At 56.5% G+C, this 26,420-nt stretch carries 24 protein-coding genes; 17 read left to right on the top strand and 7 right to left on the bottom strand.

The genetic code is table 11. The features are described from left to right. Positions 1 to 30 precede the first annotated feature (30 nt). The 8 genes from EDC27_RS05805 (at position 31) to EDC27_RS05770 (ending at position 8,851) form a co-directional block, all read left to right on the top strand. Positions 31 to 828: an electron transfer flavoprotein subunit beta/FixA family protein gene (locus EDC27_RS05805; RefSeq protein WP_123289697.1), complete on the top strand. Its 798-nt coding sequence runs from the start codon at positions 31 to 33 to the stop codon at positions 826 to 828. Positions 829 to 887: 59 nt separating this feature from the next. Continuing rightward, a complete protein-coding gene (locus EDC27_RS05800) occupies positions 888 to 1,874 on the top strand; it encodes an electron transfer flavoprotein subunit alpha/FixB family protein (protein ID WP_123289646.1) in 987 nt (328 codons plus the stop codon). 212 nt (positions 1,875 to 2,086) lie between these two features. Next, positions 2,087 to 3,781: a long-chain-fatty-acid--CoA ligase gene (locus tag EDC27_RS05795; protein ID WP_123289645.1), complete on the top strand. Its 1,695-nt coding sequence runs from the start codon at positions 2,087 to 2,089 to the stop codon at positions 3,779 to 3,781. A 182-nt stretch (positions 3,782 to 3,963) separates the two neighbouring features. Then, the gene (locus EDC27_RS05790) at positions 3,964 to 4,656 is read left to right on the top strand and encodes a DUF434 domain-containing protein (protein ID WP_170161634.1); all 693 of its coding nucleotides are present in this window, start codon (positions 3,964 to 3,966) and stop codon (positions 4,654 to 4,656) included. A 138-nt stretch (positions 4,657 to 4,794) separates the two neighbouring features. After that, complete coding sequence (locus EDC27_RS05785; RefSeq protein WP_123289643.1) at positions 4,795 to 6,147, top strand: DUF1015 domain-containing protein; 1,353 nt, start codon at positions 4,795 to 4,797, stop codon at positions 6,145 to 6,147. Positions 6,148 to 6,258: 111 nt separating this feature from the next. After that, the gene (locus tag EDC27_RS05780) at positions 6,259 to 7,014 is read left to right on the top strand and encodes a tRNA1(Val) (adenine(37)-N6)-methyltransferase (RefSeq protein ID WP_170161633.1); all 756 of its coding nucleotides are present in this window, start codon (positions 6,259 to 6,261) and stop codon (positions 7,012 to 7,014) included. 38 nt (positions 7,015 to 7,052) lie between these two features. Continuing rightward, entirely contained in the window at positions 7,053 to 7,844 is a 792-nt protein-coding gene (locus EDC27_RS05775; RefSeq protein WP_123289641.1) for an SDR family oxidoreductase, read from the top strand. Between the two features lie 11 nt (positions 7,845 to 7,855). After that, positions 7,856 to 8,851: a beta-ketoacyl-ACP synthase III gene (locus EDC27_RS05770; protein ID WP_123289640.1), complete on the top strand. Its 996-nt coding sequence runs from the start codon at positions 7,856 to 7,858 to the stop codon at positions 8,849 to 8,851. A gap of 348 nt (positions 8,852 to 9,199) precedes the next feature. Here the strand turns inward: EDC27_RS05770 and EDC27_RS05765 are convergent, their stop codons facing one another. From EDC27_RS05765 to EDC27_RS05745, 6 genes are all read right to left on the bottom strand, one after another. Beyond that, positions 9,200 to 9,472, bottom strand: a complete 273-nt coding sequence (locus EDC27_RS05765; RefSeq protein WP_123289639.1) for a hypothetical protein — start codon at positions 9,470 to 9,472, stop codon at positions 9,200 to 9,202. A 57-nt stretch (positions 9,473 to 9,529) separates the two neighbouring features. Then, on the bottom strand, positions 9,530 to 9,994 hold the full coding sequence (locus EDC27_RS05760; RefSeq protein ID WP_211334780.1) for an MOSC domain-containing protein: 465 nt from the start codon (positions 9,992 to 9,994) through the stop codon (positions 9,530 to 9,532). Further along, the gene (locus EDC27_RS15775) at positions 9,991 to 10,293 is read right to left on the bottom strand and encodes an iron-sulfur cluster assembly scaffold protein (protein WP_148045691.1); all 303 of its coding nucleotides are present in this window, start codon (positions 10,291 to 10,293) and stop codon (positions 9,991 to 9,993) included. The genes EDC27_RS05760 and EDC27_RS15775 overlap by 4 nt, the downstream gene beginning before the upstream one ends. Positions 10,294 to 10,593: 300 nt before the next feature. After that, positions 10,594 to 11,493 (bottom strand): thiamine pyrophosphate-dependent enzyme, encoded by a 900-nt coding sequence (locus EDC27_RS05755; protein WP_245994282.1) that lies wholly within the window; start codon positions 11,491 to 11,493, stop codon positions 10,594 to 10,596. Positions 11,494 to 11,509: 16 nt separating this feature from the next. Then, a complete protein-coding gene (locus tag EDC27_RS05750; protein WP_123289637.1) occupies positions 11,510 to 12,715 on the bottom strand; it encodes a transketolase C-terminal domain-containing protein in 1,206 nt (401 codons plus the stop codon). A gap of 315 nt (positions 12,716 to 13,030) precedes the next feature. Beyond that, positions 13,031 to 13,315 (bottom strand): PxxKW family cysteine-rich protein, encoded by a 285-nt coding sequence (locus EDC27_RS05745; RefSeq protein WP_123289695.1) that lies wholly within the window; start codon positions 13,313 to 13,315, stop codon positions 13,031 to 13,033. Positions 13,316 to 13,652: 337 nt separating this feature from the next. Between EDC27_RS05745 and pilB the strand changes: the two genes are divergently transcribed. From pilB to lspA, 7 genes are all read left to right on the top strand, one after another. Continuing rightward, a complete protein-coding gene (pilB, locus tag EDC27_RS05740) occupies positions 13,653 to 15,356 on the top strand; it encodes a type IV-A pilus assembly ATPase PilB (protein WP_123289694.1) in 1,704 nt (567 codons plus the stop codon). Between the two features lie 11 nt (positions 15,357 to 15,367). Then, positions 15,368 to 16,585, top strand: a complete 1,218-nt coding sequence (locus EDC27_RS05735) for a type II secretion system F family protein (protein ID WP_123289636.1) — start codon at positions 15,368 to 15,370, stop codon at positions 16,583 to 16,585. Between the two features lie 23 nt (positions 16,586 to 16,608). Next, a complete protein-coding gene (locus tag EDC27_RS05730) occupies positions 16,609 to 18,534 on the top strand; it encodes a two-component system sensor histidine kinase NtrB (protein ID WP_123289635.1) in 1,926 nt (641 codons plus the stop codon). A 122-nt stretch (positions 18,535 to 18,656) separates the two neighbouring features. Further along, a complete protein-coding gene (groES, locus tag EDC27_RS05725) occupies positions 18,657 to 18,947 on the top strand; it encodes a co-chaperone GroES (protein ID WP_123289634.1) in 291 nt (96 codons plus the stop codon). Positions 18,948 to 18,974: 27 nt separating this feature from the next. After that, complete coding sequence (gene groL, locus EDC27_RS05720) at positions 18,975 to 20,606, top strand: chaperonin GroEL (protein ID WP_123289633.1); 1,632 nt, start codon at positions 18,975 to 18,977, stop codon at positions 20,604 to 20,606. Positions 20,607 to 20,856: 250 nt separating this feature from the next. Further along, positions 20,857 to 23,646: an isoleucine--tRNA ligase gene (gene ileS / locus EDC27_RS05715; protein ID WP_123289632.1), complete on the top strand. Its 2,790-nt coding sequence runs from the start codon at positions 20,857 to 20,859 to the stop codon at positions 23,644 to 23,646. 286 nt (positions 23,647 to 23,932) lie between these two features. Continuing rightward, positions 23,933 to 24,478, top strand: a complete 546-nt coding sequence (gene lspA, locus EDC27_RS05710; protein WP_123289631.1) for a signal peptidase II — start codon at positions 23,933 to 23,935, stop codon at positions 24,476 to 24,478. 162 nt (positions 24,479 to 24,640) lie between these two features. Here lspA and EDC27_RS15770 read toward each other — a convergent pair whose 3' ends face one another. Next, a complete protein-coding gene (locus EDC27_RS15770; protein ID WP_148045690.1) occupies positions 24,641 to 25,078 on the bottom strand; it encodes a hypothetical protein in 438 nt (145 codons plus the stop codon). Here EDC27_RS15770 and EDC27_RS15765 point away from each other — a divergent pair. Together EDC27_RS15765 and EDC27_RS16715 are read left to right on the top strand one after the other, a co-directional pair. After that, complete coding sequence (locus tag EDC27_RS15765) at positions 25,077 to 25,412, top strand: hypothetical protein (protein ID WP_148045689.1); 336 nt, start codon at positions 25,077 to 25,079, stop codon at positions 25,410 to 25,412. The two genes, EDC27_RS15770 and EDC27_RS15765, sit on opposite strands and share 2 nt — an antisense overlap. Before the next feature lie 336 nt (positions 25,413 to 25,748). Next, the gene (locus EDC27_RS16715; RefSeq protein WP_281273114.1) at positions 25,749 to 26,198 is read left to right on the top strand and encodes a type IV pilin protein; all 450 of its coding nucleotides are present in this window, start codon (positions 25,749 to 25,751) and stop codon (positions 26,196 to 26,198) included. Positions 26,199 to 26,420: the final 222 nt, after the last annotated feature.

The raw sequence follows: 26,420 nt of genomic DNA, 5'->3' as shown, positions 1-26,420 counted from the left end.
GCTCGTGACATTGGAAAAGGAGGACAGGTCGTGAACATTGTGGTGCTTCTCAAGCAAACGCCGGACACGGAATCGGTCATTCGAATCGCGCCGGACGGGCAATCCATCGTCACACAGGATCTCAAGTGGATCATCAATCCTTATGACGAATTTGCCGTGGAAGCGGCGCTTCGCCTCAAGGAAAAGCATGGCGGCACGGTGACCATCGTCAGCTGGGGGCCGCAGCGCGTGGTGGAATCCGTTCGTACCGCCCTGGCCATGGGCGCCGACAAGGGTGTTCTCTTGGACGACGAGGCTCTGGAAGGCAGCGACAGCTTGGGCGTCGCTCGAGCTCTGGCGGCCGCGGTGCAAGGGCTGGAGCCTGACATTGTTTTGTGTGGATCCCGTGCCGTGGATTACGACTTGGCGCAAAGAGGGCCCATGGTGGCGGAGCTTTTGGGGTGGCCCCATCTGGGTTTGGCGGTGTCCCTGGAATCCGACGGTTCGACCGTGACCATTGAACGGCCCATCGAGGGTGGCAAGGTGACGCTGCAGGCCAGCCTTCCCGCCTTGGTGACCATGGGTGGGTCTCATGCCGTGTGGAACCCGCGCTATGCGTCTCTTCCCGGCATCATGAAGGCCAAGAAGAAACCTTTGGAAATGAAAAAGCTTGCCGACCTGGGGCTGAGTGCCGACGAATGTGGCGCGCAGGCCGCCAAGATTCGCATAGTGTCTCTGGAAATGCCTCCTGAGCGCAAGCCCGGCCGTATCATTGACGACGGACTGGACACGGAAGGCAAAGCGGCGGCTTTGGTCAAGGCGCTGCATGAAGAGGCCAAGGTGATTTAAGGCAAGGGGATCACGAAAGACGAGATGATCAACGCCATGGGAGCGTAAGGAGATAAGAAATGGCCGACTGTGTGGTATCCATTGCGGAGTTTCGTGCGGGGAATTTTCGCCGCGTGTCGTTTGAAGTAGCCAGTGAAGCGCGCAAGGTGGCCGATGCGTTGAATCTGCCCCTTTACGGCATTGCCGTGGGATGTGGCGTGGGCGAAAAGGCGGTGGAATTGGGCTATTACGGCGTGGACAAGGTGTTTGTGGCGGACGACGCGGCGCTGGAAAATTATGTGCCGGAACTGTACGTGCCGGTGGTGGCCTCCCTCATCGAGCAATGGCAGCCTGCCGCGGTGTTCTTGCCGGCTTCGGTGGACGGCAAGGACCTCAGCGCCCGGCTGGCGGCGAGGCTACAGACCGGATTGGCGCAGGACTGCATTCAGGTGGTGTGTGACGGTGGCGTTATCAAGGCCAAACGCCCCATTTTTGCCGGCAAGTGCTTGGCCTGGTGCGAATGGGCCGATGGAGCTTTGCCCATGATTTCCTGCCGACCCAATGTCATGGATTGCCAGGCGGCGGACGCCACGCGACAGGCTCAGGTGGAAAAGGTGCCCGTTGATCTCCCGGAGGCTCGGTCGCAAGCTCTGGGCGTGGAACTGGATACCACGGGCAAAGTGGAACTGACGGAGGCGGAAATCATTGTTTCGGGTGGCCGGGGCATGAAGGCTGCGGAAAACTTCGCCATTTTGGAACAGCTGGCCAAGGAACTGGGCGCCGCGGTGGGCGCGTCGCGAGCGGCCGTGGATGCGGGCTGGCGGCCCCATTCCGATCAAGTGGGCCAAACGGGCAAGGTGGTCAACCCGAATCTGTACATCGCCGTGGGCATTTCCGGGGCGATTCAGCACCTGGCGGGCATGGGATCTTCCAAGTACATCGTGGCGGTGAATAAGGATCCGGAAGCCCCCATTTTCACCAAGGCCGATTACGGCATTGTGGAGGATCTGTTTAAATTTATTCCGGCCTTTACGGAAGAAGTCCGCAAGATGAAAAGCACGTGTTAGTGAAAGTGGGCTCGGCGTGCGAGTGCGGCGCGGGTCGCGGTCAAACGCCGGGCTGAGAATTCAACGGCAAGGGCTCACGGCGGAGGACGGGCCGCCAGGCCCTGTCAAGGTATGTCCTCGGGGCCTTGGAGTGAGTGGGAAGGGGAAAGCCACTCGGGGAAAGGTAGGGGTGCGTCGGAGAATAACGGAAGGGGATGTGGAGGAGGACGTGCATGGATCGCCCATGGCTTAGACATTATAACAGCAAGGTGCCTCAAGAGATCGAGTTTCCCAATTGGCCGCTTCCGGTCCTGGTGTCTCGAACGGCGGAAAAATATGCCGTAAATACGGCCACGGAGTTCTTCGGCGCCAAGTTGAGCTACAGGCAGTTTTGGGATCAGGTGCTGCGTCTGGCTGCGGCGCTCAAGGACATGGGCGTAGGCAAAGGGACACGGGTGGCCATCATGCTTCCCAACTGCCCTCAGACTATGATCGCTTATTACGCGACCCTGTGGGTGGGTGGCGTGGGGGTGATGACCAATCCCATGTATGTGGAAAGGGAAATGGAGCACCAGTGGCAAGATTCCGGAGCCGAGGTGCTCTTTGTCTTGGACCATCTCTTTCCCAAGGTGGAAAAGGTCTTGGCCTCTACCAAAATTCGTACGGTGGTGGTGACCAGCCTTCGAGAATATTTGCCCTTCCTTTTCAGGTTTCTGTATCCCATCAAGGCCAAGAAACAGAACTTGTTCATGGCCGTCCCTTACGATGGACGCCGCATCGTGAATTTTTCTCAGCTTCTAGCTAAGCATTCGCCGCTCACGGATTCCTGCGCCGCTACCCTGGATGACCTGGCCCTGTTGCAGTACACCGGAGGAACCACGGGCGTGTCTAAGGGCGTCATGTTGAGCCATCGCAACATTTTGGCCAATGTGCTGCAAGTGGCCGCGTGGTTCCCTGATTTTCGATGGGGTCGGGAGAGGCTGGTGGCCATATTGCCCTTCTTTCACGTTTTCGGCATGACGGTCTGCATGAACTTCTCTCTGTACGGTGGCTGTGCCACCATTGTGGTTCCCAAGTTTGATGTCGATGAATTTATCAAGCTTTTGCACAAAAGCAAGCCGACCTTGTTTCCGGGCGTGCCCACCATATACGTGGCTTTGGTCAATCATTCCAAGGTCAAGGACTACGATTTGTCCTCCATTCGATTCTGCATCACGGGTTCCGCGCCCATGCCGGTGGAGGTGCTGAAGAAATTTGAAGACATGACCGGCTGCATTATCGTGGAAGGCTATGGGCTCTCCGAGGCAAGTCCCGTCACGCATGTCAATCCAATCAGCGGAACGAGAAAACCGGGATCCATCGGCATTCCCGTTTCAAGCACAGATGCGCGAATCATCAGCCTGGAAGACGGTGTGAGCGAGGCTCCTGTGGGCCAACCCGGCGAGCTGGCCGTCAAAGGCCCTCAGGTGATGCTTGGCTATTGGAACATGCCCGAAGAGACGGCGTCGACGCTGCGCGATGGTTGGTTGTACACCGGAGACGTGGCCACGATGGACGAGGACGGTTACTTTTATATTGTGGATCGCAAAAAGGACATGATTATTGCCGGAGGCTACAACATTTATCCTCGGGAGATTGACGAGGTGCTCTACACGCATCCCAAGGTTTTGGATGCAGTGGCGGTGGGCGTGCCCGACCCGTACCGGGGAGAAACGGTGAAGGCCTTTATCGTTCCCAAACCAGGGGAGACGGTGACGGAAGAGGAAATCATTCAGTTTTGCAAATCCAAGCTGGCTGCCTATAAGGTGCCGAGAGCTGTAGAGATTCGAGAGTCGCTGCCGAAGACCATGGTGGGCAAGATTTTGCGAAAGGAATTGCGAGCGGAAGAAATGCGCAAAGCCCAAGAGAGAGCCGCTTCCAAAAGCTAGACCGTCGAAAATCCATTTCTTAAAACAAGGGGCCGCCACCTGCCGGTCCCTTTGAACCCTGAACCGCCATGGTGCGCTCCCTTCCCAAGCACGCATCCTGACGCCATGGAGTCAAATCTTGATTTATGCCATTGGCGTCAATTACCCTATTCTCGAATAACCTCTCTGACCAGATGTTGACCATGCCTTCGTGCCAGCAAGCGGCTTCTGGTGAAAAAATTTACCAGGCGGCCCGCGACTTTCTTTGGTTTCAAGACCGAGGCTACCCGCGCGAAGCCGCTCTGCAGTGGGTCGGGGATCGCTTTGCCTTGGTGCGCACCGACCGAGATCTCCTTCGCCGAGGTGTGTTTTCACAAAGTCGTGCGTTGCATCGGCTGGCCAAAAGGGTGCGCGGCACTCGGTGGCGTCGCTACCCTTTGTGGGTGGACGCCCATAATGTGCACATCACGGTGGAAAGCCTTTTTCTCCAAAGGCCCATGGTCTTGGCCAATGACGGCGCTTTGCGCGATGTGGCGGGCCTCTCTCGAAGCTATCGCCTATCCGAAGTCACCGAGGTTGCCCTGAAGGCGATTCTTTCGTTCCTTCAAGCTTTTCCCCCCGTGGAAGTGCACTTTCTCTTTGATGCGCCCATGAGTCAAAGCGGTGAACTGGCCGCTCGATACAGGGAATCTCTTCAGAAGCACGGCCTCGCCGGGGAAGCGATGGCTGTGCCTGTTCCGGAAAAACATTTTCCGCGGTCCGAGAGTGTCATCGCTTCCAGTGATCATGCTGTGGTGGAATTTTCCATGCACTGGCTCGATCTCGCCCGCTGGGTGATGGATTTTATGGGATTGCCCTTTTCTGGCTACGATTTTCGTGGGCTGTCCGGAGAGTGAGGGTGTGCAGGGCCTTCTTGCTTACGAGGCGCTCGTGTGATACGGAGGCGTTGTCAGAGCTTGCTTACTTGGAACGGTGTTTCACCGAAAGGCGGGGCACCGAGAACCTCTTTCTCTTTCAAGAAAGGCAATGTATTCATGGCCGTCGTAGCTCCTTTTCGCGCGCTTCGTTACAACCTCGACCGCGTGGGGGATCTTGGTCGCGTGATGGCACCCCCGTACGACATCATCAGTCCTGCGGAACAAGATGCCTTTTATGCCATGCATCCTTATCACATGATTCGTCTCGAACGAGGAAAGACAACGGATGAGGATACACCTCAGAACAACGCGCACACGCGTGCTTCCCAATATCTTCATCAGTGGTGCCGGGAAGGCATCCTTGTGCGCGAATCACAGCCGGCCTTTTTCCCCTATGCCCTTGAATACCCGTTTCAGGGGGCTCGCAAGGTTCGTCAAGGGTTCTTTGGTCTGCTTCGCCTCGAAGAATTCGGGCAAGGATGCGTGCGGCCTCACGAACGCACGTTTCAAAAGGTCAAAGACGAACGGCTGGCCCTTTTGATGCAGTGCCACGTGCATTTCAGTCCCATTTTCGTGTTGTTTAGCGATGCCGATGGGCGCGTGCGGGAGCTTCTGGAAGCGCACCAAAGCGGGGAAGCCTTGGTGCAATGTCAAGATTTTCGGGGTTGCCTACACCGCCTTTATCGCATGAAGCATGCCGAAGAGGTGCAGCATCTTCAAAGCCTCATGGCGGATAAGGACATTTTCATTGCCGACGGCCATCATCGGTATGAAACCGCCCTCAATTATCGTCGCCTCATGATGGAAAAACATCGCGACGCTCCGCACACCGCGCCTTTTCATTATGTGCTCACCTACTTTTGTCCCATGGAAGACGACGGTCTTGTGGTGCTGCCCACCCACCGGTTGTTGCCTCGCCTGGAGGTGCGCAGGGCGTCAAAGGTCATCGCCGAGGGCGAACCGTTTTTTAAGGTGTTGTCTTATCCCATGAGTGATGCAGGACGGGCAGCGTGGCTGGAGCGTTTGGCATCTTTCCGTGCCCTGAAGGAGACGGCCATCGGATTCGTGTACCATGGCGGCGATGCCTATTGGGTGCTTCACGTGGATAGGAACGCCGCTCGGTCTTTTCTCGCGAACAGAGGCTTTCCCGAGGTGTTGCGTGACCTGGATGTGGTGATCGTGGATCATCTCGTGCTGCGAGGCCTTTTGGGCCTGGATGAGGCGTATTTGTCCGATGCGGAAAACATTTGCTTCTGCCATGATTGCGACGAGGCTCTGGCCGCCATTGCCGCCGGAGAGGCGGCCATGGGCTTTTTCGTCAATCCAACGCGAGTGGACCAGGTTAGGGATGTGGCGCGAGCCGGCTTGATTATGCCGCACAAGGCCACGTATTTTTATCCGAAAGTGTTCAGCGGTCTTGTCATGCATTCCATGGATCCGGCAGAGACGGTCGGCGCGTCGTCTTCATGAACCGCCAAGATGCGCCGCTTCCCGCTTTCGCGTCCGCTCATGGCGGCCCGTTCTGGAGATGGGTGTGAGGTCGTGATCATGCCTGGTTCTATGTTGGTTGCCCGAGGAGAGGTGAACCTTGATGGAGGTGTGAACGACGGGGATGCCGTCACCTGTGACCGCCTCTTTCAGGGGAATTTGTCCCTTTACCAGGACCGGCGGGGCTATCGGTTTTCCATTGATGCGGTGCTCCTGGCAGGGCTAACCCGCGTTAGGGCCACGGATCGCATCATGGAATTGGGAACAGGGTGCGGCGTGGTGCTGTTGGCCTTAGCGATGCGGCAGGCTGGATCGCAATGGGTGGGTGTGGAAATTCAGAAACATTTGGCGGCCTTGGCCGTGAAAAACGCGGAAATTAACGGATTGGCCGACCGCGTGCGTATTCTGTGCATGGACTGGAAGGACGTGCAAGAGGTTTTTCCACCGGAAGGATTTGACCTTGTGGTCTCCAATCCTCCCTATCGCCGGCTTCGTTCGGGAAGAATGAATCCGAACCTCCAAAAGGCGATGGCTCGGCACGAGATATGCGGCGCGGTGCAGGATATGTTGCAGTCTGCATCCTACCTTCTACGAAAAGGAGGACGTTTGGCCGTGATTTATCCGGCATCTCGGCTGGACGATTTGGTGATGGCCTCCATGCAAGCCGGACTGCGCCCAAAGCGGCTGACCCTCATCCATTCGCACCACGACGCGCCGGCGAAGCTTGTGCATATGGAATGTGGCAAGGGCAGCGGGCAGGAACTTCAAGTGATGCCCCCTTTTTTCATCTACCAGAAAATCGGCGGCTATACTCCGGCCATGCTTCGGTTGCATACGGGGTGTTGGTGAGCCGAAGACAGCCGTGGAGTTCAAGCAAAGGAGGGCTTATGGATCTGGGGCTTAATGGCAAGGTGGCTTTTGTGGCTGGAGCCAGTCAGGGATTGGGAAAGGCTGTGGCCATGGCATTGTGCCGGGAAGGGGCCAAAGTGGCCATTTGCGGGTTAGACGATCCTGAACTTCCTAAGGCGGTGGAAGAGATTACGGCGGCAACGGGAAGCGAGGTCATCGGGATTCCAGCCGACGTGACCGTTTCCGAACAGGCTCGTCACTTTATTCGCCAGGGCCTTGACCATTTCGGCACCGTGGATATTTTGGTTAACAATGCCGGGGGGCCGCCTGCCAAGAGCTTTCTCGAAATCGATGAGGATTTGTGGCATTTCGGGTTTCGCTTAAATCTCCTGAGCACCATCGTCATGACACGGGAAGCCGTGCCGGTCATGATGGAGAAGCGTTGGGGCCGCATTATCAACATGACCTCGGTTTCGGTCAAACAGCCCATTGACGGCCTGATTCTCTCCAACACCATTCGATCCGGGGTGGTGGGCTTGGCCAAAACCTTATCCAACGAATTGGCCCCCTACAACATCACGGTGAACAACGTCTGTCCCGGCTACACACTCACCGAGAGGGTGCGTAGCCTGGCCGTGGTGACAGCCCAAAAGGAAGGAACCACGCCGGAGGCGGTCATCGATCGATGGCGTGCCACCATTCCCATGGGTCGTTTGGGTACTCCCGAAGAATTTGCGGCCCTCGTGGCCTTTCTCGCGTCGGAACACGCCGGGTACATCACGGGAGCGTCCATCCACATCGACGGGGGATACTACAAAGGCGTGATGTGAAAGGATGAGCCATGAGCCGACGTCGGGTGCGGATCCGTTCCGTGGGACGCTTTCTTCCCGAACGGAAACTGACCAACGAAGATTTGGAAAAAATGGTGGACACCACCGATGAATGGATCGTGACGCGAACGGGCATTCGGGAACGGCGTATCCTGGAACCCGGCTTAGGGTGTTCCTACATGGCCGCTCGAGCTGCCCGGGAGTGCTTGGATCGCGCCGGGGTTTCGGCCGCCGAGGTGGATGCGATCATCGTAGGGACCGTCACGCCCGACATGTTCTTTCCCTCCACGGCCTGTTTGGTGCAACGGGCCATTGGGGCAGACAAGGCGTGGGGATTTGACCTTTCCGCGGGCTGCTCGGGCTTCATTTTTTCCATGACGACAGGGGTGCAGATGATCGAGTCGGGCCGGTACGACAAAGTCCTGGCCATCGGCGCCGATGTCATGAGCAGCATCATCGATTATACGGATCGAAACACCTGTGTCCTGTTTGGCGACGCCGCCGGTGCGGTGCTCCTGGAACCCTGTGATGAAGAGGGCTATGGGGTTTTAGATTTTATTCAAAGGATCGACGGCGTCGGAGAACCCCATCTGCACATGAAAGCAGGGGGAAGCCGTCGTCCCGCCAGTGAAGAAACGGTCAGAGCTCGAGAGCACTATGTGTACCAAGAAGGGAAAAAGGTCTTTAAGTTCGCCGTCACAGAGATGGCGAATGTGTCCGTCAAAATCCTTGAACGCAACGGCCTTTCCGGAAAAGACGTCAAGGTCTTCATTCCCCATCAGGCCAATTTGCGCATCATCGAAGCCTGCGCCAACCGCATGGGGCTCGACATGGATCGGGTCATCATCAACATTGATCGCTTCGCCAACACCACCGGCGCCACCATTCCCCTGTGCCTGTACGAAGCCGTCGTCGAAAAAAACCTTTTGGAGAAGGGCGACTACCTCGTCATGTCCGCCTTTGGGGCGGGATTTACCTGGGGAAGTATCCTCATGCGTTGGGTTTGAAGCCGGCCGCACGGCCGTGTTCCGAAAGACCGGCTTGCGTGCTGGTCGGCGCGCCTGCGGACGGCCAGAGGCGGTTCTGTTGGGACGGCCGAAGGCCCCGCTTCACGAAAAGGCCTCTATTCAGCCCCCCGATAAACCAGCCCTTGGCGGCGCCGAGTAAGGGTACTGCGCCTCATTTCACAAAATCGGCCCACGGTGAAGGTCAAGCACCGGCGTCCGTCGCCGTGGCCAATCTGCTTCTCGAACGGGCTTAATCGATCTGAAGAATCTTTGACAAGAGACAGCCGAAAAAGTCTGCCGGAACCCCTTGGTAAATCGGCATGACGGTCCCTGCGTGTAGGTTCACCTTCAGCACCCGCAGTCAATAACCTCATCCCCCAAAATGGCCCTCTTGGCGGCGTCCCGCCAAAGGCGGCGATGTTCCCAGATGTGGTCGGCAAGGGCTCTCACCGCGCGATGGGCCGGGTACAGCTCGCCGGCAATTTCCACGGCACCTCCTTCGAGGAACCGAACCTCATCAAGGGGAAGAGAGCGCAGCAGGGGATCTTGTGGCCGAGACCAAATGAACTCGGCCGTCTTGAGTGCTTGCTGGCGGCTGGAAATGGGGCCGAAAGGCTTCATGGTTTTTGCCTCCCCCTTTTGTTTTTTTGGATTAAGGGTGCTTCAATGCAGCTGCATTCACGCATCCACGCGGCGAATCACATCGCCTACCCGAACGCGCCCACCTTGAATGACGCGGGCAAACACCCCTTCTCGGGGCATGATGCAATTGCCCGCCTGGTAGAAAATGGCGCACTTCCCATGGCATTCCTTGCCGATGCGACGGACCTCGACCACCGCTTCCTTGCCCAGCGCAAAGCGGGTCCCTATGGGCACGGAGAGCCAGTCCACACCCTCGGTGGCTATGTTTTCGGCAAAATCGCCAAAGTCCACCTGTAGGCCTTGCGCGCAGAGCCTTTGAATGCTCTCCGAAGCAAGAAAACTGACCTGCCGATCGCCGGGACCTGCATGGGCATCCCCAGCAATACCTTTCTCGGCGACCAAAACAACCTCTGGTACGCAGATCTTGCGTGTGCCCTTTTTTCGGCTCACGGCCAAAGACACCACTCGGGGTAAGCTGTCTGCCGATCGCTTCGTTGTCACGGTGTTTGTTGACTCCCTACCGCCGGCCATTCGCAGCCCGAATCGTTGTCGCACTCCATGCAGACCGAGACCGGGCTGGGCGTTTCCGTGTCGCAACGGAAGCCGTCATTCGGGCGAGAAGCCGCAGGCCGAGCGATGTCGGCCTCTGAATCCGCGTGACCCTCTTCATAGTTCTTAATGGCCAAGGCCGGAGACTCCGCTCCCAAATTGGAACAATGTCGTTTTTTCATGGGCAGACCTACCGGAGCTTCCGCCACATCCTTCGTGGCATCCGCACGACAATTTTTCACAAATTTCATGATCCACTTCCAATCGGACCAATTTTCTACTCTTTCACTACAAAACATCGATGACGGCAGGAAAGTCAAGGGGGTGTTGAGGGAAAGGGAAAAAAGATGCCGGCGTGGGTTTTTGCGACGTGCGCCTCGCCCACACACGGCCTTTTCGGACTCATGGCTCGAGGCCTTCCGAGCAGGCTTAAAACCGCCACCCCCGCACAGGCTGGTGTCTTTAACCGCGCGGTCGCTGTGTTTTCTCCCTTTAGTGGGGATGATGGATGGCTGGTGGAGGATGCAAGATGGGCGTTCTCGTCCGGGCTGCTAGAAACCGGCCCGAGCGAGAAGGGTTTCCCATCGCGCATCCACCTCTTTCTGAAACGCCTCCATCTGTTCGGGCGTCATTTTCTTAAAGCGCGCCTGCCTCTTAAGGTAATCTTCCACGGGGCGTTTGCGTCGTGTCTTGGCCAAACTCAGGCTCTTTCCCGTGAGGCGAAACACACCGTTTTCCACTTCGTAGAGGACGATCACGCCGGTTTCGACGGCCAGTCGACCAATTTTGATGGTTTCCCGCGTGGGAAAGCCCCAGCCCGCAGGGCAGGGGACGGTCAGGTGAATGAAGCGCGTTCCCTGAATGTGGCGAGCCTTGGAAAATTTGTCATAGAGGTCCATGGGGTAGGACGAGCACGTGGTGGCCAGGTATGCCGGGTGATGGGCTTCCATGATTTGAATGAAATCTTTTTTCGGCTGTTCCTTGGGGCGCACCGGAGTCGTCGTCGTGATGGCTCCGGACGGCGTGGCACTGGAACGCTGCACACCCGTGTTCATGTAGGCTTCATTGTCGTAGCAGACGTAGATAAAGTTGGTTTGGCGTTCTGCGGCGCCGCTGAGCGCTTGAATGCCCATGTCGAACGTGCCCCCGTCTCCAGCCATGGCCAGGACCACATAGTCGTCTTTGCCCAAAGCTTTCAGGCCGGCGGCTAGTCCAGAAGCCGAAGCGGCGGTCCCCCCAAAGACGTTGTTGACGGCATTCACGAGCACCGGCGTCTTGGGGTACATGCCGTGCAAAATGGTGAGGCAACAGGCCGGCAGGGTCACAATGGTCTTGGGACCCAAGGCCTTGAGGATGTGGCGGTAGGCGATGGGAAGGCCGCATCCGGCGCAGGTTCGTGTGCCGGGCAGAATGTATTCTTTTTCGGGAAGATCCATCAATGCGGTGGGCATAATCCGTCCTTGTTCGTTAAATTTCATTGGAAAACCAAATGGCATGGGATGGTGCGTCCTCATGGCGGCCGAACGTCAAGGCCTGGCGCGCGATGTCGCAAAGGTCTGACGGTTTGACGTCCTTGCCTCCAAGACCGACGATGTAATTGGCGACGATGGGCTGCCTGTCGTTCAAACCGTAGAGCGCCGCCTTGATTTCCGTCGCCAAAGCGCCTTCCAGGCCGTAACTGATCGCTTTTTCCACCACAGCCAGCCGTGGTGCCCGGCAAAGAGAATCCCGAACGGCCTGCTTGGGAAACGGTCGAAAGACACGAAGGCTGGCCACACCCGCCCTGATGCCCTGTTCCCGCAGAAGATCACAGGCCTCAGAAGCCTCACTGCCCAAAGAACCCATGGTGACAAAAACGATCTCGGCATCGTCCAATTGGTATTCAATGATGGGGTGCTCGTAGCTTCGGCCGAAGCGCTCCCCAAAGATTCGACCCTCTTCCGCTATGACGTCCACAGCCGACTCCAAGGCCTCTTGAAGGCGTCGACGAATGCCCATGTACCCTGGGTGTAGGCGGCCGTCAGACCCCGGAAGGGGATCCGTCATGACCACCGGATTGATGTTGATTGGCCGTTCGGGATCCAACTGATATGGTGGGGTAAAAGGCGGCAGAAAGGCATCCACGGCCTCTTGGTCGGGCACATCCACAGGCATCATGGTGTGGGAGAGGCGAAATCCGTCAAAACAGACCATCACCGGCACGAGGAGCCGTTCCGCAACCTTGTAGCCGAGGATAATTTGGTCGAGGATTTCCTGATTGTTCTGGCAATAAAGCTGCATCCAGCCCGTGTCCCTTTGAGCGATGCTGTCCTGCATGTCGTTCAAAATGGTCCATGGGGCGCCCAGTCCTCTGTTGGTGACCGGCATGACAATGGGCACGCGCGCTCCCGCGGCCCAGTGAAGCTGTTCATGCATGTAGGCCAGTCCATTGGCGGCCGTTGCGGTAAAGGCGCGGGCGCCCACGAGGGAGGCGGAAATACAGACCCCCATGGCGGAATGTTCACTTTCCACGCGAACGAATTCCGCCTGCAGCTCGCCCCTTTCCACATACTCGGAAAGCACCTCGGGAATCTTGGACTGGGGCGTGATGGGATAGGCGGCGACCACCTGAACTCGGCACAATTTTGCTGCCAAGGCTGCTGTTTGGTTTCCGGTAAGAATTTGTGCTGCCACGACGTCGCGAACCTTTCCTTGAACCCTACGTTAGAAAATCATGGACATGAAAGGCTGTTTTTTGCATGACAACAATCACGAAGCGGCCGCGCCCGAATTTCTCATGAATTCTCGGACACGCTTCAGGACGCTGCCGAAAGAGTTTTTCACATAACGACATGGAAGAAGCAAGTCAATGGGAATCATTCGGAAGAGGTTTTAGGGAAACGAGGCGGACGCCTCGTCAAGGCGAGAGAAGATAAAAAAAGAGAGCCGAAGCTCAGGCATCGTAAGCATGAGGGCGGCTCTCTGTGCCATCCTGAAGGATGGTGCGACTTACTTGGATTTGGACGCCCGCTTGGAAGCCTTCAAGGGGTTGATCTTTGCCTGCTGTGAGGTCACGGGCGCCTTGACATGGGTTGCAAAGTTGCAGTGCCCCGTCTTCCACTTGATGTGGGGATTGGGATAACTGGCACAGAAACGCCCCGCCGGGACCTCAACGACCCGCTGGCATCCTTCGCACTGTTCCACCACCTGATGGCAAGAGCCCCCATTGTACCCGCAGCCGGTCTTGGTCATGAAGGCGCAGTCCAAACCCGCCTTCACCGTTTGACAAATCATGGCGATCACCTCCGCGTTTTCTTATGGTTTGCCCCAAAAAATCGGCGTCATAGTACTCACGAAATTCCGGCTGTCAAGCCAAATACACACCGTTTTTTGCATCAAAAGAAAAATGTTTTCTGGCCCGAAAAGATGTGTAACTAATTTGTTTTTCTATCTTTTTTCCCATTGAAAAAATGGCCTCGAGGCGGCGATGAAAAAAGGGGTTAAAGTTTTTGGGCAAAAAGGCGATGTTCTGAAAGAGACTTGTGGATGAAGAACAGCTTGAGGAGCGGGTAGCCGAGCACCTATGATGACGGGGATGGGTACACAGGAAAAAGGCTTAGATCGGCCTTCCTTGAAGAGAAGCAAAATCGGCCAATTGTTGCTGGATGCCGGACTGATTGCGCCAAAGGACCTGGAGCGTGCTTTGCAAGAGCAGAGCCGCAACGGGGATCGGTTGGGAACCATTCTCATTCGGCAGGGTGTGATCGACGAAAAGATTCTGAGCGAGTTTCTGGCCAAGCAGTTTCGTGTTCCCATGGTCAATCCGGCTCGCCTGACTGCTTCCAAGCAAGCCCTGGAGATCGTTTCTCCTCAGGTCATGCAGAAGTACCATGTCTTTCCTCTGGGGGTCGTTGGAAGCACCCTGCATGTGGCCGTATCCGACCCGGGCAACCTTTTCGCCATCGACGACCTTCGCTTTATCACGCAAAAGAACATTCGAGTCCATGTGGCTCCGGAAAGCCTGATTAAGAAGGCCTTGGAATCGGTGCAGGCGGCCGGAACAGAAGAGAATCTCGAAGCCGTCATGGGCATGATCCGCGAAGAAGCGGACGCAGAGGTGATGGAGGAGTCCCCGGAAATCGACCTGGTGCATTTGGAAAATGCGGCCGGAGAAGCGCCGGTGGTCAAGCTGGTTAATCTCATTCTCCTGGACGCCATTCGCAAAAAGGCCAGCGATATTCACGTGGAATGTTACGAAAAGGTCATGAGGGTGCGTTACCGCATCGACGGGGTGCTTTACGAAGTCATGCGGCCGCCTTACCAGCTTCGCAACGCCATCATCTCCCGACTCAAGATCATGAGCCGCTTGGATATCGCGGAACGCAGGCTTCCGCAAGATGGCCGCATCAAGCTCAAGAGCAAGAGCGGCGAGATGGAATTTCGCGTTTCCGTGCTGCCGACCCTTTTTGGAGAAAAGGTGGTGCTGCGCCTCCTGGATAAGTCCAATTTGCAGTTGGACATGACCAAACTGGGTTTTGAACCTAAGCAGCTGGATCTGTTTCGGGAGGCCATCTACCGGCCATACGGCATGGTTTTGGTCACCGGCCCGACGGGCAGCGGAAAAACGACCACACTTTACAGCGCCCTTTCTGAATTGAACAAGATCAGCCACAACATTTCCACGGCAGAAGACCCGGTGGAATTCAGCCTACCCGGCATTAATCAAGTGCAGGTCCATGAGGCCATTGGGCTCACCTTTGCGGCGGCCTTGCGCTCTTTTCTGCGTCAGGACCCGGACATCATCATGGTGGGCGAGATTCGGGATTTCGAAACGGCCGAAACCGCCATCAAGGCGGCCCTGACGGGGCACTTGGTGTTGAGCACGCTGCACACCAATGATGCTCCCAGCACCGTGAACCGGTTGCTCAACATGGGCATCGAACCCTTTTTGGTGGCGTCCGCGGTCAACCTAGTATTGGCTCAGCGGCTGGCTCGCCGCGTGTGCCCCGAATGTCGCATTGCGGAAGACTTACCTTTGGAAACCCTGGTGGATCTCGGAGTGCGGCAAGAGGATGTGGGAACTTTTACGTGCTATCGCGGTCGAGGCTGCCCGGCCTGTTCCAATACGGGGTATCGGGGCCGCATCGCCCTCTATGAGGTCATGCCCATGACGGATGAGATTCGAGATCTGGTGCTGGTGGGAGCCTCGGCTTCGGAAATCAAGCGGGAAGCCATTCGACTGGGCATGCTCACACTGCGCCAAAGCGCCATTAACAAGCTCAAGCAAGGCATCACTTCGGTGGAAGAAGTGCTTCGAGCGACGGTAAGGGATTAAGGGAGTCTAACATGCCGGAATTCATCTACAAAGGAATCAACCGCAAAGGGCAGAAGGTGCGAGGAGAAATAGAAGCAGATAATCTCACCATTGCCCGCCAACTATTGGAGCGCCAGGGCCTTTCGCTTAAGGCTCTCAAGCCCAAACCCAAAGATCTTTTGGAATACATTCCCGTTCTTCAGGAAAAGGTGAAAGAAAAGGACTTGGTGCTTTTTACGCGTCAGTTTTCCACCATGATCGATGCCGGTCTGCCCATCATTCAATGTTTGGAAATTCTTCGGGATCAAACGGAAAACAAGGCTTTTCGGAAAGTCCTTCGTGCGCTCAAAAAGGACGTGGAAGAGGGAGCTACCTTTTCCGAAGCCTTGCGTAAGCACCCCAAAGTTTTCGACCAACTTTTTGTGAACCTGGTGGCGGCGGGGGAAGCGGGTGGCATTTTGGATGTGACCCTGACCCGCCTTGCCGCCTACCTGGAAAAGGTCGCCTCACTGAAGAAGAAGGTTCGAGGCGCCATGACGTATCCGGCCATCGTGGTGGCCATTGCCGTCATCGTTATTGCCGTCATTCTCGTTTACGTCATTCCCGTCTTTGCCGGCCTCTTTCGAGATGCCGGCGTCAGCTTGCCTGCCTTGACCCTGGTGGTCATGAACGTGAGCGATTTCGCCAAAAATTACTTCCATTGGATGATCCTTGGCCTGGTCGTGCTCGGCGTTCTTTTTGCGCGCTTTCGCAAAACGCGGCGCGGACGAGATGTTACCGACCGCCTCTTTCTTAAGGTCCCCGTCTTCGGCCTTCTCATCAAGAAGGTCGCTCTGGCTCGTGTGACCCGCACCTTGGGAACCATGCTCGGAAGCGGGGTACCCATCCTGGAAAGCATGGAACTGGTGGCGGCAACGGCCGGCAATGCTGTGATCGAAAAGGCCATTCGAGAGGCCAAGCAGGCCGTGTCTCAAGGCCGAACCCTTTCGGAACCCCTTGCGGAGAGCGGCATCTTCCCTCCCATGGTCGTCCACATGGTTTCCGTTGGTGAAGCCACGGGGGCTCTGGACAGCATGCTGTCCAAGGTGGCCGACTTCTATGATGAAGAAGTGGACGCCACCGTGGAAGCCTTGACATCTCTTCTGGAACCCATGCTCATCGTCTTTCTGGGGGTCACCATCGGCGGGCTTTTGGTGGCCATGTACATGCCCATTTTTCAGTTGGCGGACGTGGTTTCTCGAGGCACGTGATTTCAAGAAAAAAGAGTCCCACCATGACGAAGGCTTCGAGCGCTCCATGGGGTGCCGAAGAAGGTGCTGCCTTTCAACGCAAGGTGCACATGCACCTTGTGCTGCGGCTTCTGGCCGCCGTCTTTCTTTTGGCGGTGACTTTCCTTTTTCAGCTTCGCTTGTCTCAGGACATTTCCGAACCGGTCCTGAACCCGCTTTACGCCTATGCGGCCGTGCTTTTTTCGGTCACCCTTTTGAGCGCCTGTGTCCTGCCCATGGTGCGTCGCCACGGACTTTTCGCGGCGGGCCAATTTGCCTTTGACATTCTGGCCGTCACCTTCCTTATTTACCTCACCGGAGGCGTGACCAGTCCCTTTCCTTTCCTTTTCATGGCCGTGATCATGGCGGCGGCGGTCTTGTTTCAACGCCGAGGAAGCCTGCTGGTGGCCGCGGCTTCAACCATTGCCTACGGAGCCCTACTCGACCTGCAGTACTTTCGATGGGTGAACCCTTTGCCATTCATGGGCCGAACAGCGGCGTCTGATTCCAGCGAAGTGTATTTTTATACCTTGGTGGTCATGACCGCGGCGTTCTTTCTCGTGGCGTTTATCAGTGGGTATTTGGCGACGGAACTTCAAAAATGGGCGCGGCTTTCTGCCCAGAAGAGCCGGGACATGGAACGTCTGGAATCCTTTTACCGGCAATTGGTGGAAAGCCTAGGTGCCGGACTCATGACCACGGATGCGCACGGCATCATCACCTATGCCAATCGAGCGGCGCTAAACCTTTTGCAAACGGACGCTCGCACTCTGGAAGGACAACCCCTTGAATGCGTGTTTCCCGCACTGGGACTCCAGATGCCGGAAGGTTTTCAGCCCAAAGAAGCGACCCCGTGGGGCGAAGAGGATTCATCGTGTGATGGGCCGTTGTCTGAGGCTGGGGCCCAAAGATTGTTCTCCGGGGAGGTCCGTGTTCAGGAACGATCTTATGGCCCTGCTCAAAGCAATTCTTTAAGCGGACCACGCCGCGAAGCGGCATCGAACCGTGCAGCGCGCCCACAGCTTTCAAAGAGGCGGCCTACCGGCCGTTTGAATGCGATCGAAGGGCGGGAAGGGCTTTCTTTCGAGGCTTCTCATGTGTTGGAAATCGTGCAGGAGAGTGCAGCAGGAGAAAAAAGGTCCTTTGTGGTCACGATCTCGCCTTTGAAAACCACCCCCCAAGCCCAAGACCGAATCATTGTGTTTCAGGACCAGACCCACATCAAGGCTCTGCAAGAACGCATGCGGCGTTTGGAACAACTCGCTTTTGCCGGTAAGATGGCCGGGGAAATCGTGCATGACATCAAAAATCCTTTGGCGGCCGTCAGCGGCGTGGCCCAGATGATGGCCGCACAACCGCAGGAAGACGAGACTTCGCGGCGCCTTCAGGATATTTTGGTTCGAGAAATCGACCGGTTGAACTTGCTGGTGAGCCGCTTTCTATGGATTGCTCGAGAAGGCAAAGCGTCGGAAAAGCCCGAACCCGTGGCCGTCGGTGAAACGGTGCGCCACGTCCTGGACGCTCTGACCATCAGCAAACATCTGAGCGGTCGGCATCACGTCCATGTGGACGTTCCAGATGACCTGAAAGTGACACTTGTGCCTCGCTACCTCTTTCAGATCCTCTGGCACCTGGTGGCCAACGCCGCGGAAGCCCTGCCGAACGGAGGCCTTGTACATATCGGCGCACGACCCCATACCGGAGACGATGGCCGTTCGGGCGTGTTGGTGAAAGTAGCCGATAGCGGCCCAGGTGTTTCCGGCGACGTGGCCAAGAAGATGTTCGAGCCACTTTTCACCACCAAGGAAGGCCACTTGGGTTTGGGGCTGAGCCTCGTTTGCCGGTTGGTGGAAGAGGCCAACGGCCACATCGAAGTGGGTTCATCGGCCGCCTTTCCCATGTGCGTTCGCCTGTTTTTCCCGCAAGCCTAATTTTTCCTCTTGCCAAGACCGGTATCCGTGATTATATAGCACTCGTTTTCGATGAGTGCTAATAGGGACTCGGTGTGATCGTTCAAAAAAACCCTGATTCTATAAGGAAAGGAGATGGTTCCATGAAGCTTCGACCGCTCAACGATCGTGTGGTCATCAAGAGGATCGAGGAAGAAGAAAGGACGGCCGGTGGCATCATCATTCCCGACACGGCCAAGGAAAAGCCCATTCAGGGTGAAGTTGTTGCCGTCGGCAACGGCAAGCTCATGGAAGACGGTTCCCGTCGCCCCTTGGACGTGAAGGCGGGGGACCGTGTGCTTTTCAGCAAGTATGCCGGCACCGATGTGAAGGTGGAAGGCGAAGATCTGCTCATCATGCGCGAAGACGACATTTTGGCCATCATTGAAAAGTAACGCCAAAAGATAAGGAGGACTCCTCGGATGGCAAAACAACTCGTTTACAATACCAAGGCTCGAGAAGCCCTGCTCAAGGGTGTCAATTCGCTGGCGGATGCCGTCAAGGTGACCCTGGGTCCCAAGGGACGCAATGTGGTCATCGAAAAGGCCTTTGGCGGTCCCACGGTGACCAAGGATGGGGTCACGGTGGCCAAGGAAATCGAGCTAGCCGACAAGTTCGAAAACATGGGCGCGCAGATGGTCAAGGAAGTGGCCAGCAAGACCAGCGACGTGGCCGGGGACGGCACCACCACGGCCACCATTTTGGCGCAGTCCATCTATTTTGAAGGGTCCAAGCTGGTGACGGCCGGCGCCAACCCTATGGCCCTGAAACGCGGCATCGAAAAGGCCGTCAAGGTGGTGGTGGATGAGCTGAAAAAGATCAGCAAACCCACCAAGGACCAGAAGGAAATCGCTCAGGTGGGCACCATTTCCGCCAACAACGACCCGACCATCGGCAACATCATTGCCGAAGCCATGAACAAAGTGGGCAAGGAAGGGGTCATCACGGTGGAAGAAGCCAAAGGCATGGAAACCACGTTGGAAGTGGTGGAAGGCATGCAGTTTGACCGCGGCTACATTTCCCCGTACTTTATCACCGACCCGGAAAAGATGGAAGTGGTCCTCAATGAGCCCCTTATTTTGGTCCATGAAAAGAAAATCAGTAACATGAAGGATCTCTTGCCCATTTTGGAACAGATTGCCAAGATGGGTCGGCCTCTTTTGATCATTGCCGAAGATGTGGAAGGTGAAGCGCTGGCTACGCTCGTGGTGAACAAACTGCGCGGCACCCTGCAGGTCTGTGCCGTGAAGGCGCCCGGTTTTGGCGATCGGCGCAAGGCCATGCTGGAAGACATCGCCATTTTGACGGGCGGCCAGGTCATCAGTGAAGAAAAGGGCATCAAGCTGGAAAACGTGAGCCTGAAGGATCTGGGCAGTGCCAAGACGGTGCGTGTGGACAAAGACAACACGACCATTGTCGACGGCGCCGGGGATCGCAAGGCTCTGGAAGGCCGTGTGCGCCAGATTCGCACCCAGATTGAAGAGACCACCAGCGACTACGATCGCGAAAAGCTGCAGGAACGGCTGGCCAAGCTCGTGGGCGGCGTGGCCGTGATCAGTGTCGGCGCGGCCACCGAAACGGAAATGAAGGAAAAGAAGGCCCGCGTGGAAGACGCTCTGAACGCCACTCGAGCGGCCGTCGAAGAAGGCATCGTCCCGGGCGGTGGGGTGGCCTATCTGCGCTGCCTGAAAGCCTTGGAAGAGCTCAAGCTGGAAGGCGAAGAACAGCAGGGCGTCAACATCGTGCGCCGCGCTCTGGAAGAACCGGCCCGTCAGATTGCAAACAATGCCGGGGAAGAAGGATCCGTTATCGTGCAAAAGATCAAGGCCGGCGAAGGGGCTTTTGGCTTCAATGCGGAAACCGGCGAATTCTGCGATCTTTTTGAAGCCGGTGTCATCGATCCCACCAAAGTGACCCGCTCCGCGCTGCAAAACGCGGCCAGCGTCGCTTCGCTCATGCTGACCACGGAATGCATGGTGGCGGAACTGCCCAAGGAAGAAAAGGCGGAAATGCCGGGCGCCGGTATGGGCGGCGGCATGGGCGGCATGTACTAAAAGGGGTGTCCTCAAGAGCGCCGTCCCAAGACGCCGCACAGCGAATTCAAAAGCCTCCCCCAGGCGGGGGAGGCTTTTTTATGGACGGGTGGTCATGCCGTTTTGAGGTGTAACGGAGCCTTGACTTGGATTGGGGCTGTGCTACAAGTTGAGATTCTTCCGGGTCGGGATTTCAGAAAACGGCCTCATTGTACCGAAGGGCCTCTTCCCTTGCAAACAGAGGCGCGGTAAGGGGGGTGAAGAGAAGGGGATGGATTACAAGACGACGCTCAATCTACCAAAGACCGATTTTCCCATGAAAGCGAACCTTGCTCAGCGCGAACCTGAACTGCTCGCCCGATGGGACCGCATGGACCTATACGGTAAGCTTCGCCAGGTTTCCGTCGGCAGGCCCCCGTTTATCCTTCACGACGGCCCGCCGTACGCCAACGGCCACATTCACCTGGGCACGGCGCTGAATAAGATCCTCAAAGACATGATCGTCAAAAGCCGTCAGATGAGCGGTTTCGACGCCATATATGTTCCCGGCTGGGACTGTCACGGCCTTCCCATCGAGCATCAGGTGGACAAGGAGCTGGGGCCCAGAAAGAAGGCCATGACCCAAGTCGAAATTCGGCGGTATTGCCGCGCCTACGCGGAAAAGTTCATCGACATTCAACGCCAGGAATTCAAGCGCCTTGGCGTCCTGGGCGAATGGGACAACCCGTACCTCACCATGTCGTTCGATTATGAAGCGACCATCGCTCGAGAACTGGGGCGGTTTTTTGAACGGGGAAGCGTCGTTCGAAGCAAGAAGCCCATCTACTGGTGCTGCAGCTGCCGCACGGCTTTGGCGGAAGCGGAAGTAGAATACCACGACCATGAGTCGCCGTCCATTTACGTCAAGTTTCCCTTGAGCGACGAGAGTCGACGGGCTTTGGCAGACTTTCGGGATATTCCCGTCCACGTGATCATCTGGACCACCACGCCCTGGACCCTTCCGGCCAATCTGGCCATAGCCCTGCATCCCGATTTCACCTATGCGGCGGTGCGCGTGGGCGACGAAGTATGGATTCTTGCCGAAGGCTTGGTCGAACAATGCATGAAGACCTTTGGCATTGAAGACTACGAAAAGATTCGAGAATTATCCAGCCGCGAACTGGAAGGGCTTCAGTGTCGGCACCCCTTTTTGGATCGAGCGTCACGACTGGTGCTGGGCTCCCACGTGACCCTGGATGCGGGAACAGGCTGCGTGCATACGGCCCCGGGACACGGCCGAGAAGACTATGACACGGCGCTGGCCTACGGCCTCGATGTGTACTCGCCCGTGGACGATGACGGATGCTTTACGGCCGAGGTGCCCTTTTTTGGGGGACAGTTCGTCTTTGACGCCAATGCGGCCGTGAACGCCAAGCTCAAGGAACGGGGCGCGCTGGTTCTGGAAACGACCGTATCCCACAGTTATCCCCATTGTTGGCGGTGCAAGAAGCCGGTCATCTTTCGAGCCACGGAGCAGTGGTTCATTTCCATGGAACGCAATGATCTTCGAAAGAAGGCGCTTCAGGCCATCGACCAGGTGCAGTGGGTTCCGTCCTGGGGCAGAGACCGAATCTACCAGATGATCGAAAACCGGCCCGACTGGTGCATTTCTCGGCAGCGGTCCTGGGGAGTGCCCATCACAGTCTTCACGTGCCGGCAGTGCGGTGAGGTTTTGGCTACGCCCGAAGTTTTTGACAAGGTCACGGCCCTCTTTGAAAAGGAAGGGGCGGACGGCTGGTTTGAAAGAAGCGTTGAGGACCTTCTTCCCGATGGAGCCGTGTGTGCGGGCTGCGGCGGCAAGGACTTTGACAAGGAGATGGATATTCTGGATGTGTGGTTTGATTCCGGCGTGTCCCATGCGGCGGTTTTAGAACGGCGCCCGTATCTTCGGTCCCCCGCCGATCTTTATCTGGAAGGAAGTGACCAGCACCGCGGTTGGTTTCATTCCTCACTTTTGGCCTCGGTGGGCACGCGGGATCGAGCGCCCTACAAGGCCGTCTTGACCCATGGGTTCGTGGTGGACGGCCAAGGCTACAAGATGTCCAAGTCCTTGGGCAACGTGATTGTCCCTGGTGAAATCATCAATAAATTCGGCGCAGAAATTTTGCGCCTGTGGGTTTCCGCCGAAGATTATCGGGACGATATTCGCATTTCTCAGGATATTCTGCAGCGCCTGAGCGAAACATACCGACGTATTCGAAACACCTGGAGGTTCCTGCTGGGGAATTTGCATGATTTTGATCCGGCGCGGCATGGCGTGAGCGTGACTGCCATGCAGGAATTGGATCGCTACGCGCTGCACATGCTGCAAAAGCTCGTGGGCAAGGTGCGGCGCGCCTACGACCGTTTTGAATTTCATCGCGTCTACCATGCCGTGCACAACTACTGCACGGTGGATCTCAGCGCTTTTTACCTGGACATTCTCAAGGATCGCCTCTACACGGCGCCTCCCGACAGCGTGGAACGCCGATCGGCCCAGACGGCCCTGTATCGCATTCTCACGAGTTTGTTGAAACTCATGGCGCCCATCTTGTCTTTTACGGCCGAAGAAGCCTGGGCCCATCTTCCCGGGCATCACGCCGAATCTGTGCATTTGGAAGCGTTTCCAGAAGTGGAAGAAGCCCTTGTGGATGAGGCTCTGGAGGCCAGGTGGGAGCGAATTCTTCGCTTACGCGCCGATGTGAGCCGTGCCCTGGAAGCGGCCCGTCAGGCCAAGACCATCGGCCATTCTTTGGATGCTCGCGTGCGCTTGCACCTGCCTGAAGCGTGGCAGCCCGACTTTGCCCAGGATGCGGAACTGTTGCGAACGGTTTTTATCGTTTCCGAAGTGCGGCTGGAGAACTTGGACGGCCAGGTCGAAGCCATGGACGGCCAGGAGGTTTCCGGCTGCAAAGTGCTGGTGGAACCGGCTTCAGGACAAAAATGCGAACGCTGCTGGGTGCTTTCCAACACCGTGGGAACCTTTGCGGACCACCCCACGATCTGCGCTCGATGCCACGACGTGCTGCACACCCCACAGTAAGAGATGTGGGCAAAATCGAAACCAGCCCTCGAAGTCAGCTGGGAGGGAACGCATTCCCGCGGTCCTGACGCAACCGAAGTCCTGAAGCAGCCGATGGGATTGCGTTTCCGCGATCCTTAAACAATGGGAGGATCTGCCTTCCCGAAGTTCCATGGCGAAGACCGCACATGCCTTCCATGACCTTTTTTGTGGGGGCGGCGCACGCCGCCGTTTAGATACCTATGAGAGCCATGAGACGTCATGGGCCACGATGACTTGCCCCATGCATCATTCTGGGAAACACCGAATGCCATCCACGCTCACAGAAAAAACCTCCACATCCACATTATCCCGCACCCAGGCTCGAAAATTTTTCCTTTTCGGCGCTGTGGGTCTGCTTATCTTGGCTCTGGATCAAGCCACAAAGGCATGGGTGCTTCACGCCATGCCGCTCTACAGCCAAAAAAAAATCATTCCCGGTTTCTTTAACCTGGTCCACGTTCGAAACACCGGGGTGGCCTTCAGCATCTTTGCGGGAACCGAAAACCCATGGCGCGTGCCGGTTCTCGCTGCACTGACGGTGGTGGCGTTGGCCGTGATTTTCTTTCTCTATCGGGAAAGTCGTCCCGAAGAAAGAGTCAAGCGCGTGGCTCTAAGCCTCATTGCCGGCGGCGCTTTGGGTAATTTGGTGGACCGTGTGCGTTTTGGAAATGTGGTGGATTTTCTGGATTTTTATATCGGCCCCTATCACTGGCCGGCTTTCAACGTGGCCGACATGGCCGTCACGGTGGGAGCGGCCCTACTTGGGGTGAGCCTTCTTCGCGGCGAAAAGCCGCCGTGGTCCCACCCATAAAGCTTTTAACACGCGGCGCTTGTCATGGCGGCCCTTTCACACGGTCACCCCCTCCACGCCTGGAGGCTGGTCTCCTTGGGGTTGGGTCACCATTCTTGCCCGGGGTGCCGCCCTGGCTGTTCACGGACAAGTTGGGAGGTGCATGACCGTGCCCTTGAACCATCACTTGTCTTGTTCTTTTTTGAGCTGCACCGTGACAAAATCCGACACCCACTGCTTTTTCTTGGCGTTCCACACGTATTGGCGGATGACCACAGCGTCCTTATGAATGCGTTCCACGAGGCCGTCGGGGGTGACGGGGGTTCCTTCGCGCACGATGTAGCCCTTACCGGCGGCGTCTTCGATGAGGGCTCGGGATCCCATCTCCCCCCAAAGAATCGCCTTAAGTCCTCGCTCGATTTCGCCCAAGCTCATTTTCTGCAACGGGGTCAGAGGGAACCCTGCCTTGAAAACAGGTGATGGTTCTTTTTCTGTTTCGGGATACGTTTCGGTGACGGTGGTTTCCGGCTTGATGAAGGGAACGAAAGGGTCCACAAGGCCTAGGGGCCGATAACGAAACGCATCACTCTGCACGGCCGAAAGCATTTCGCGGCGAAGCATGATGGCCTGTTCGGGGCTGATTTCGGCCTCTGCTGAAAGCTCAGAAGGTGTGCCCGCCGCGGATTCCTTCGGCAAAGGCGGCTTCAAGGATCTGTCTGTCGAGGCCGCGGCCGCCGAGCCCAAGGCAAAAAAAACCAGAAAGAACAAAACCGCAGGCATCGACTTCGTCACCATATCCAGCCTCCCTCCAAAATCGGCGCGCCCTTTGAGGCCAAGCCCGGAAAAGCGCGAACCTTGTGTCCTTTGCTTTCGCATTGCCCCTTTCTTTAATGACATCAAATCCTTCACGATTCAACAAAAAGGTCACGTCGTCATCTATATCGGCACCTCGTAGCCAATTCTTGAATCGTGACAAACTCTGTCTTGCAAGTGACAATTTTTGTCACTTCTCGAGGGACCCCCAATTCTGGTGAGGGAGCCCACGTGCGCTTAAGCCCTTGATGTCCCACACGTAAAAATTTTTTCCAAGCCGTGGCACAGGGATTGCTCAAGTTTGGGGCACGGGTTTCCGATGACCATAAGGAATGGTTCATCCCCAAGAATGCCGAAGAAAGGAGGGAAAGACGCACGGAGCGGCGGGGGATTAGGCCGTGAGAAGAAACCCGAGCTCGACCGTTGAAGTCGGGTCCACAAGTGCTAAAGCGCTAAGGTCACAAAAAGGAGGAAAAACATGTTGATCAAAATGAAGGAAAGCAAAGGCTTTACCCTGGTGGAACTCATGATTGTGGTGGCCATTATCGGTATCCTGGCCGCCGTGGCCGTCCCCTTTTATCAAAGGTATGTCAAGAAAGCGCGGCTCACGAGCCTTGTCATTCCCGGCGTTCACGCCATCGAAACCAGCATCAGCACCTATTACAGTGTGCAGCAAAAATTTCCCACCGATAGCGATCTTGAGGATATGCAAATGGACGCCGATACGACGTGCTTTACGGTTGTGCCCGCAGGGAGTGACTTGAATAATCTGGCTATCGGTATTGTAAACGACGCCACCGCCGGCACGTGTGCACCGCTAAAGGGCTTGAGTCCCAAGACGTTTAACATTGTAGCCCAAGAAGAGGGTGGCAAACTGCGATGGAAGTTTGAGGGCGGTCTCGCCAAAGAGCTTGGACTGGCCGAATAGAATGAATGCTTGAGCGAGGACCCTTTTTTCTGGGCTCCTCGCTCACGGGTGTCCTATGTGCTCACGGCGAACCCATTATCAGGATAGCTCAGGGATCCAGCATAAGTATAAAGTTGGGTCCTTATTAAGCATGAAAAGTTATCTCGGTGTATTATTAATCTCTTTTTTCCTTATAGTTACCGCCTATTCACATACATATCGATCTCCTTTCGTCTTAGACGA

This window comes from Desulfosoma caldarium, assembly GCF_003751385.1.
Classification (GTDB): Bacteria; Desulfobacterota; Syntrophobacteria; order Syntrophobacterales; family DSM-9756; genus Desulfosoma; species Desulfosoma caldarium.
This window is presented reverse-complemented; position numbering and strand designations above follow the sequence as displayed.

Coding starts and splice junctions, on each gene's coding strand:
- EDC27_RS05800 (WP_123289646.1), top strand. CDS start 888: ATGGCCGACTGTGTGGTATCCATTGCGGAGTTTCGTGCGGGGAATTTT.
- EDC27_RS05795 (WP_123289645.1), top strand. CDS start 2,087: ATGGATCGCCCATGGCTTAGACATTATAACAGCAAGGTGCCTCAAGAG.
- EDC27_RS05790 (WP_170161634.1), top strand. CDS start 3,964: ATGCCTTCGTGCCAGCAAGCGGCTTCTGGTGAAAAAATTTACCAGGCG.
- EDC27_RS05785 (WP_123289643.1), top strand. CDS start 4,795: ATGGCCGTCGTAGCTCCTTTTCGCGCGCTTCGTTACAACCTCGACCGC.
- EDC27_RS05775 (WP_123289641.1), top strand. CDS start 7,053: ATGGATCTGGGGCTTAATGGCAAGGTGGCTTTTGTGGCTGGAGCCAGT.
- EDC27_RS05770 (WP_123289640.1), top strand. CDS start 7,856: ATGAGCCGACGTCGGGTGCGGATCCGTTCCGTGGGACGCTTTCTTCCC.
- EDC27_RS05765 (WP_123289639.1), bottom strand. CDS start 9,472: ATGAAGCCTTTCGGCCCCATTTCCAGCCGCCAGCAAGCACTCAAGACG.
- EDC27_RS15775 (WP_148045691.1), bottom strand. CDS start 10,293: ATGAAATTTGTGAAAAATTGTCGTGCGGATGCCACGAAGGATGTGGCG.
- EDC27_RS05755 (WP_245994282.1), bottom strand. CDS start 11,493: ATGCCCACCGCATTGATGGATCTTCCCGAAAAAGAATACATTCTGCCC.
- EDC27_RS05745 (WP_123289695.1), bottom strand. CDS start 13,315: ATGATTTGTCAAACGGTGAAGGCGGGTTTGGACTGCGCCTTCATGACC.
- EDC27_RS05735 (WP_123289636.1), top strand. CDS start 15,368: ATGCCGGAATTCATCTACAAAGGAATCAACCGCAAAGGGCAGAAGGTG.
- EDC27_RS05730 (WP_123289635.1), top strand. CDS start 16,609: ATGACGAAGGCTTCGAGCGCTCCATGGGGTGCCGAAGAAGGTGCTGCC.
- groES (WP_123289634.1), top strand. CDS start 18,657: ATGAAGCTTCGACCGCTCAACGATCGTGTGGTCATCAAGAGGATCGAG.
- groL (WP_123289633.1), top strand. CDS start 18,975: ATGGCAAAACAACTCGTTTACAATACCAAGGCTCGAGAAGCCCTGCTC.
- ileS (WP_123289632.1), top strand. CDS start 20,857: ATGGATTACAAGACGACGCTCAATCTACCAAAGACCGATTTTCCCATG.
- lspA (WP_123289631.1), top strand. CDS start 23,933: ATGCCATCCACGCTCACAGAAAAAACCTCCACATCCACATTATCCCGC.
- EDC27_RS15765 (WP_148045689.1), top strand. CDS start 25,077: ATGATGGCCTGTTCGGGGCTGATTTCGGCCTCTGCTGAAAGCTCAGAA.
- EDC27_RS15770 (WP_148045690.1), bottom strand. CDS start 25,078: ATGCTTCGCCGCGAAATGCTTTCGGCCGTGCAGAGTGATGCGTTTCGT.
- EDC27_RS16715 (WP_281273114.1), top strand. CDS start 25,749: ATGTTGATCAAAATGAAGGAAAGCAAAGGCTTTACCCTGGTGGAACTC.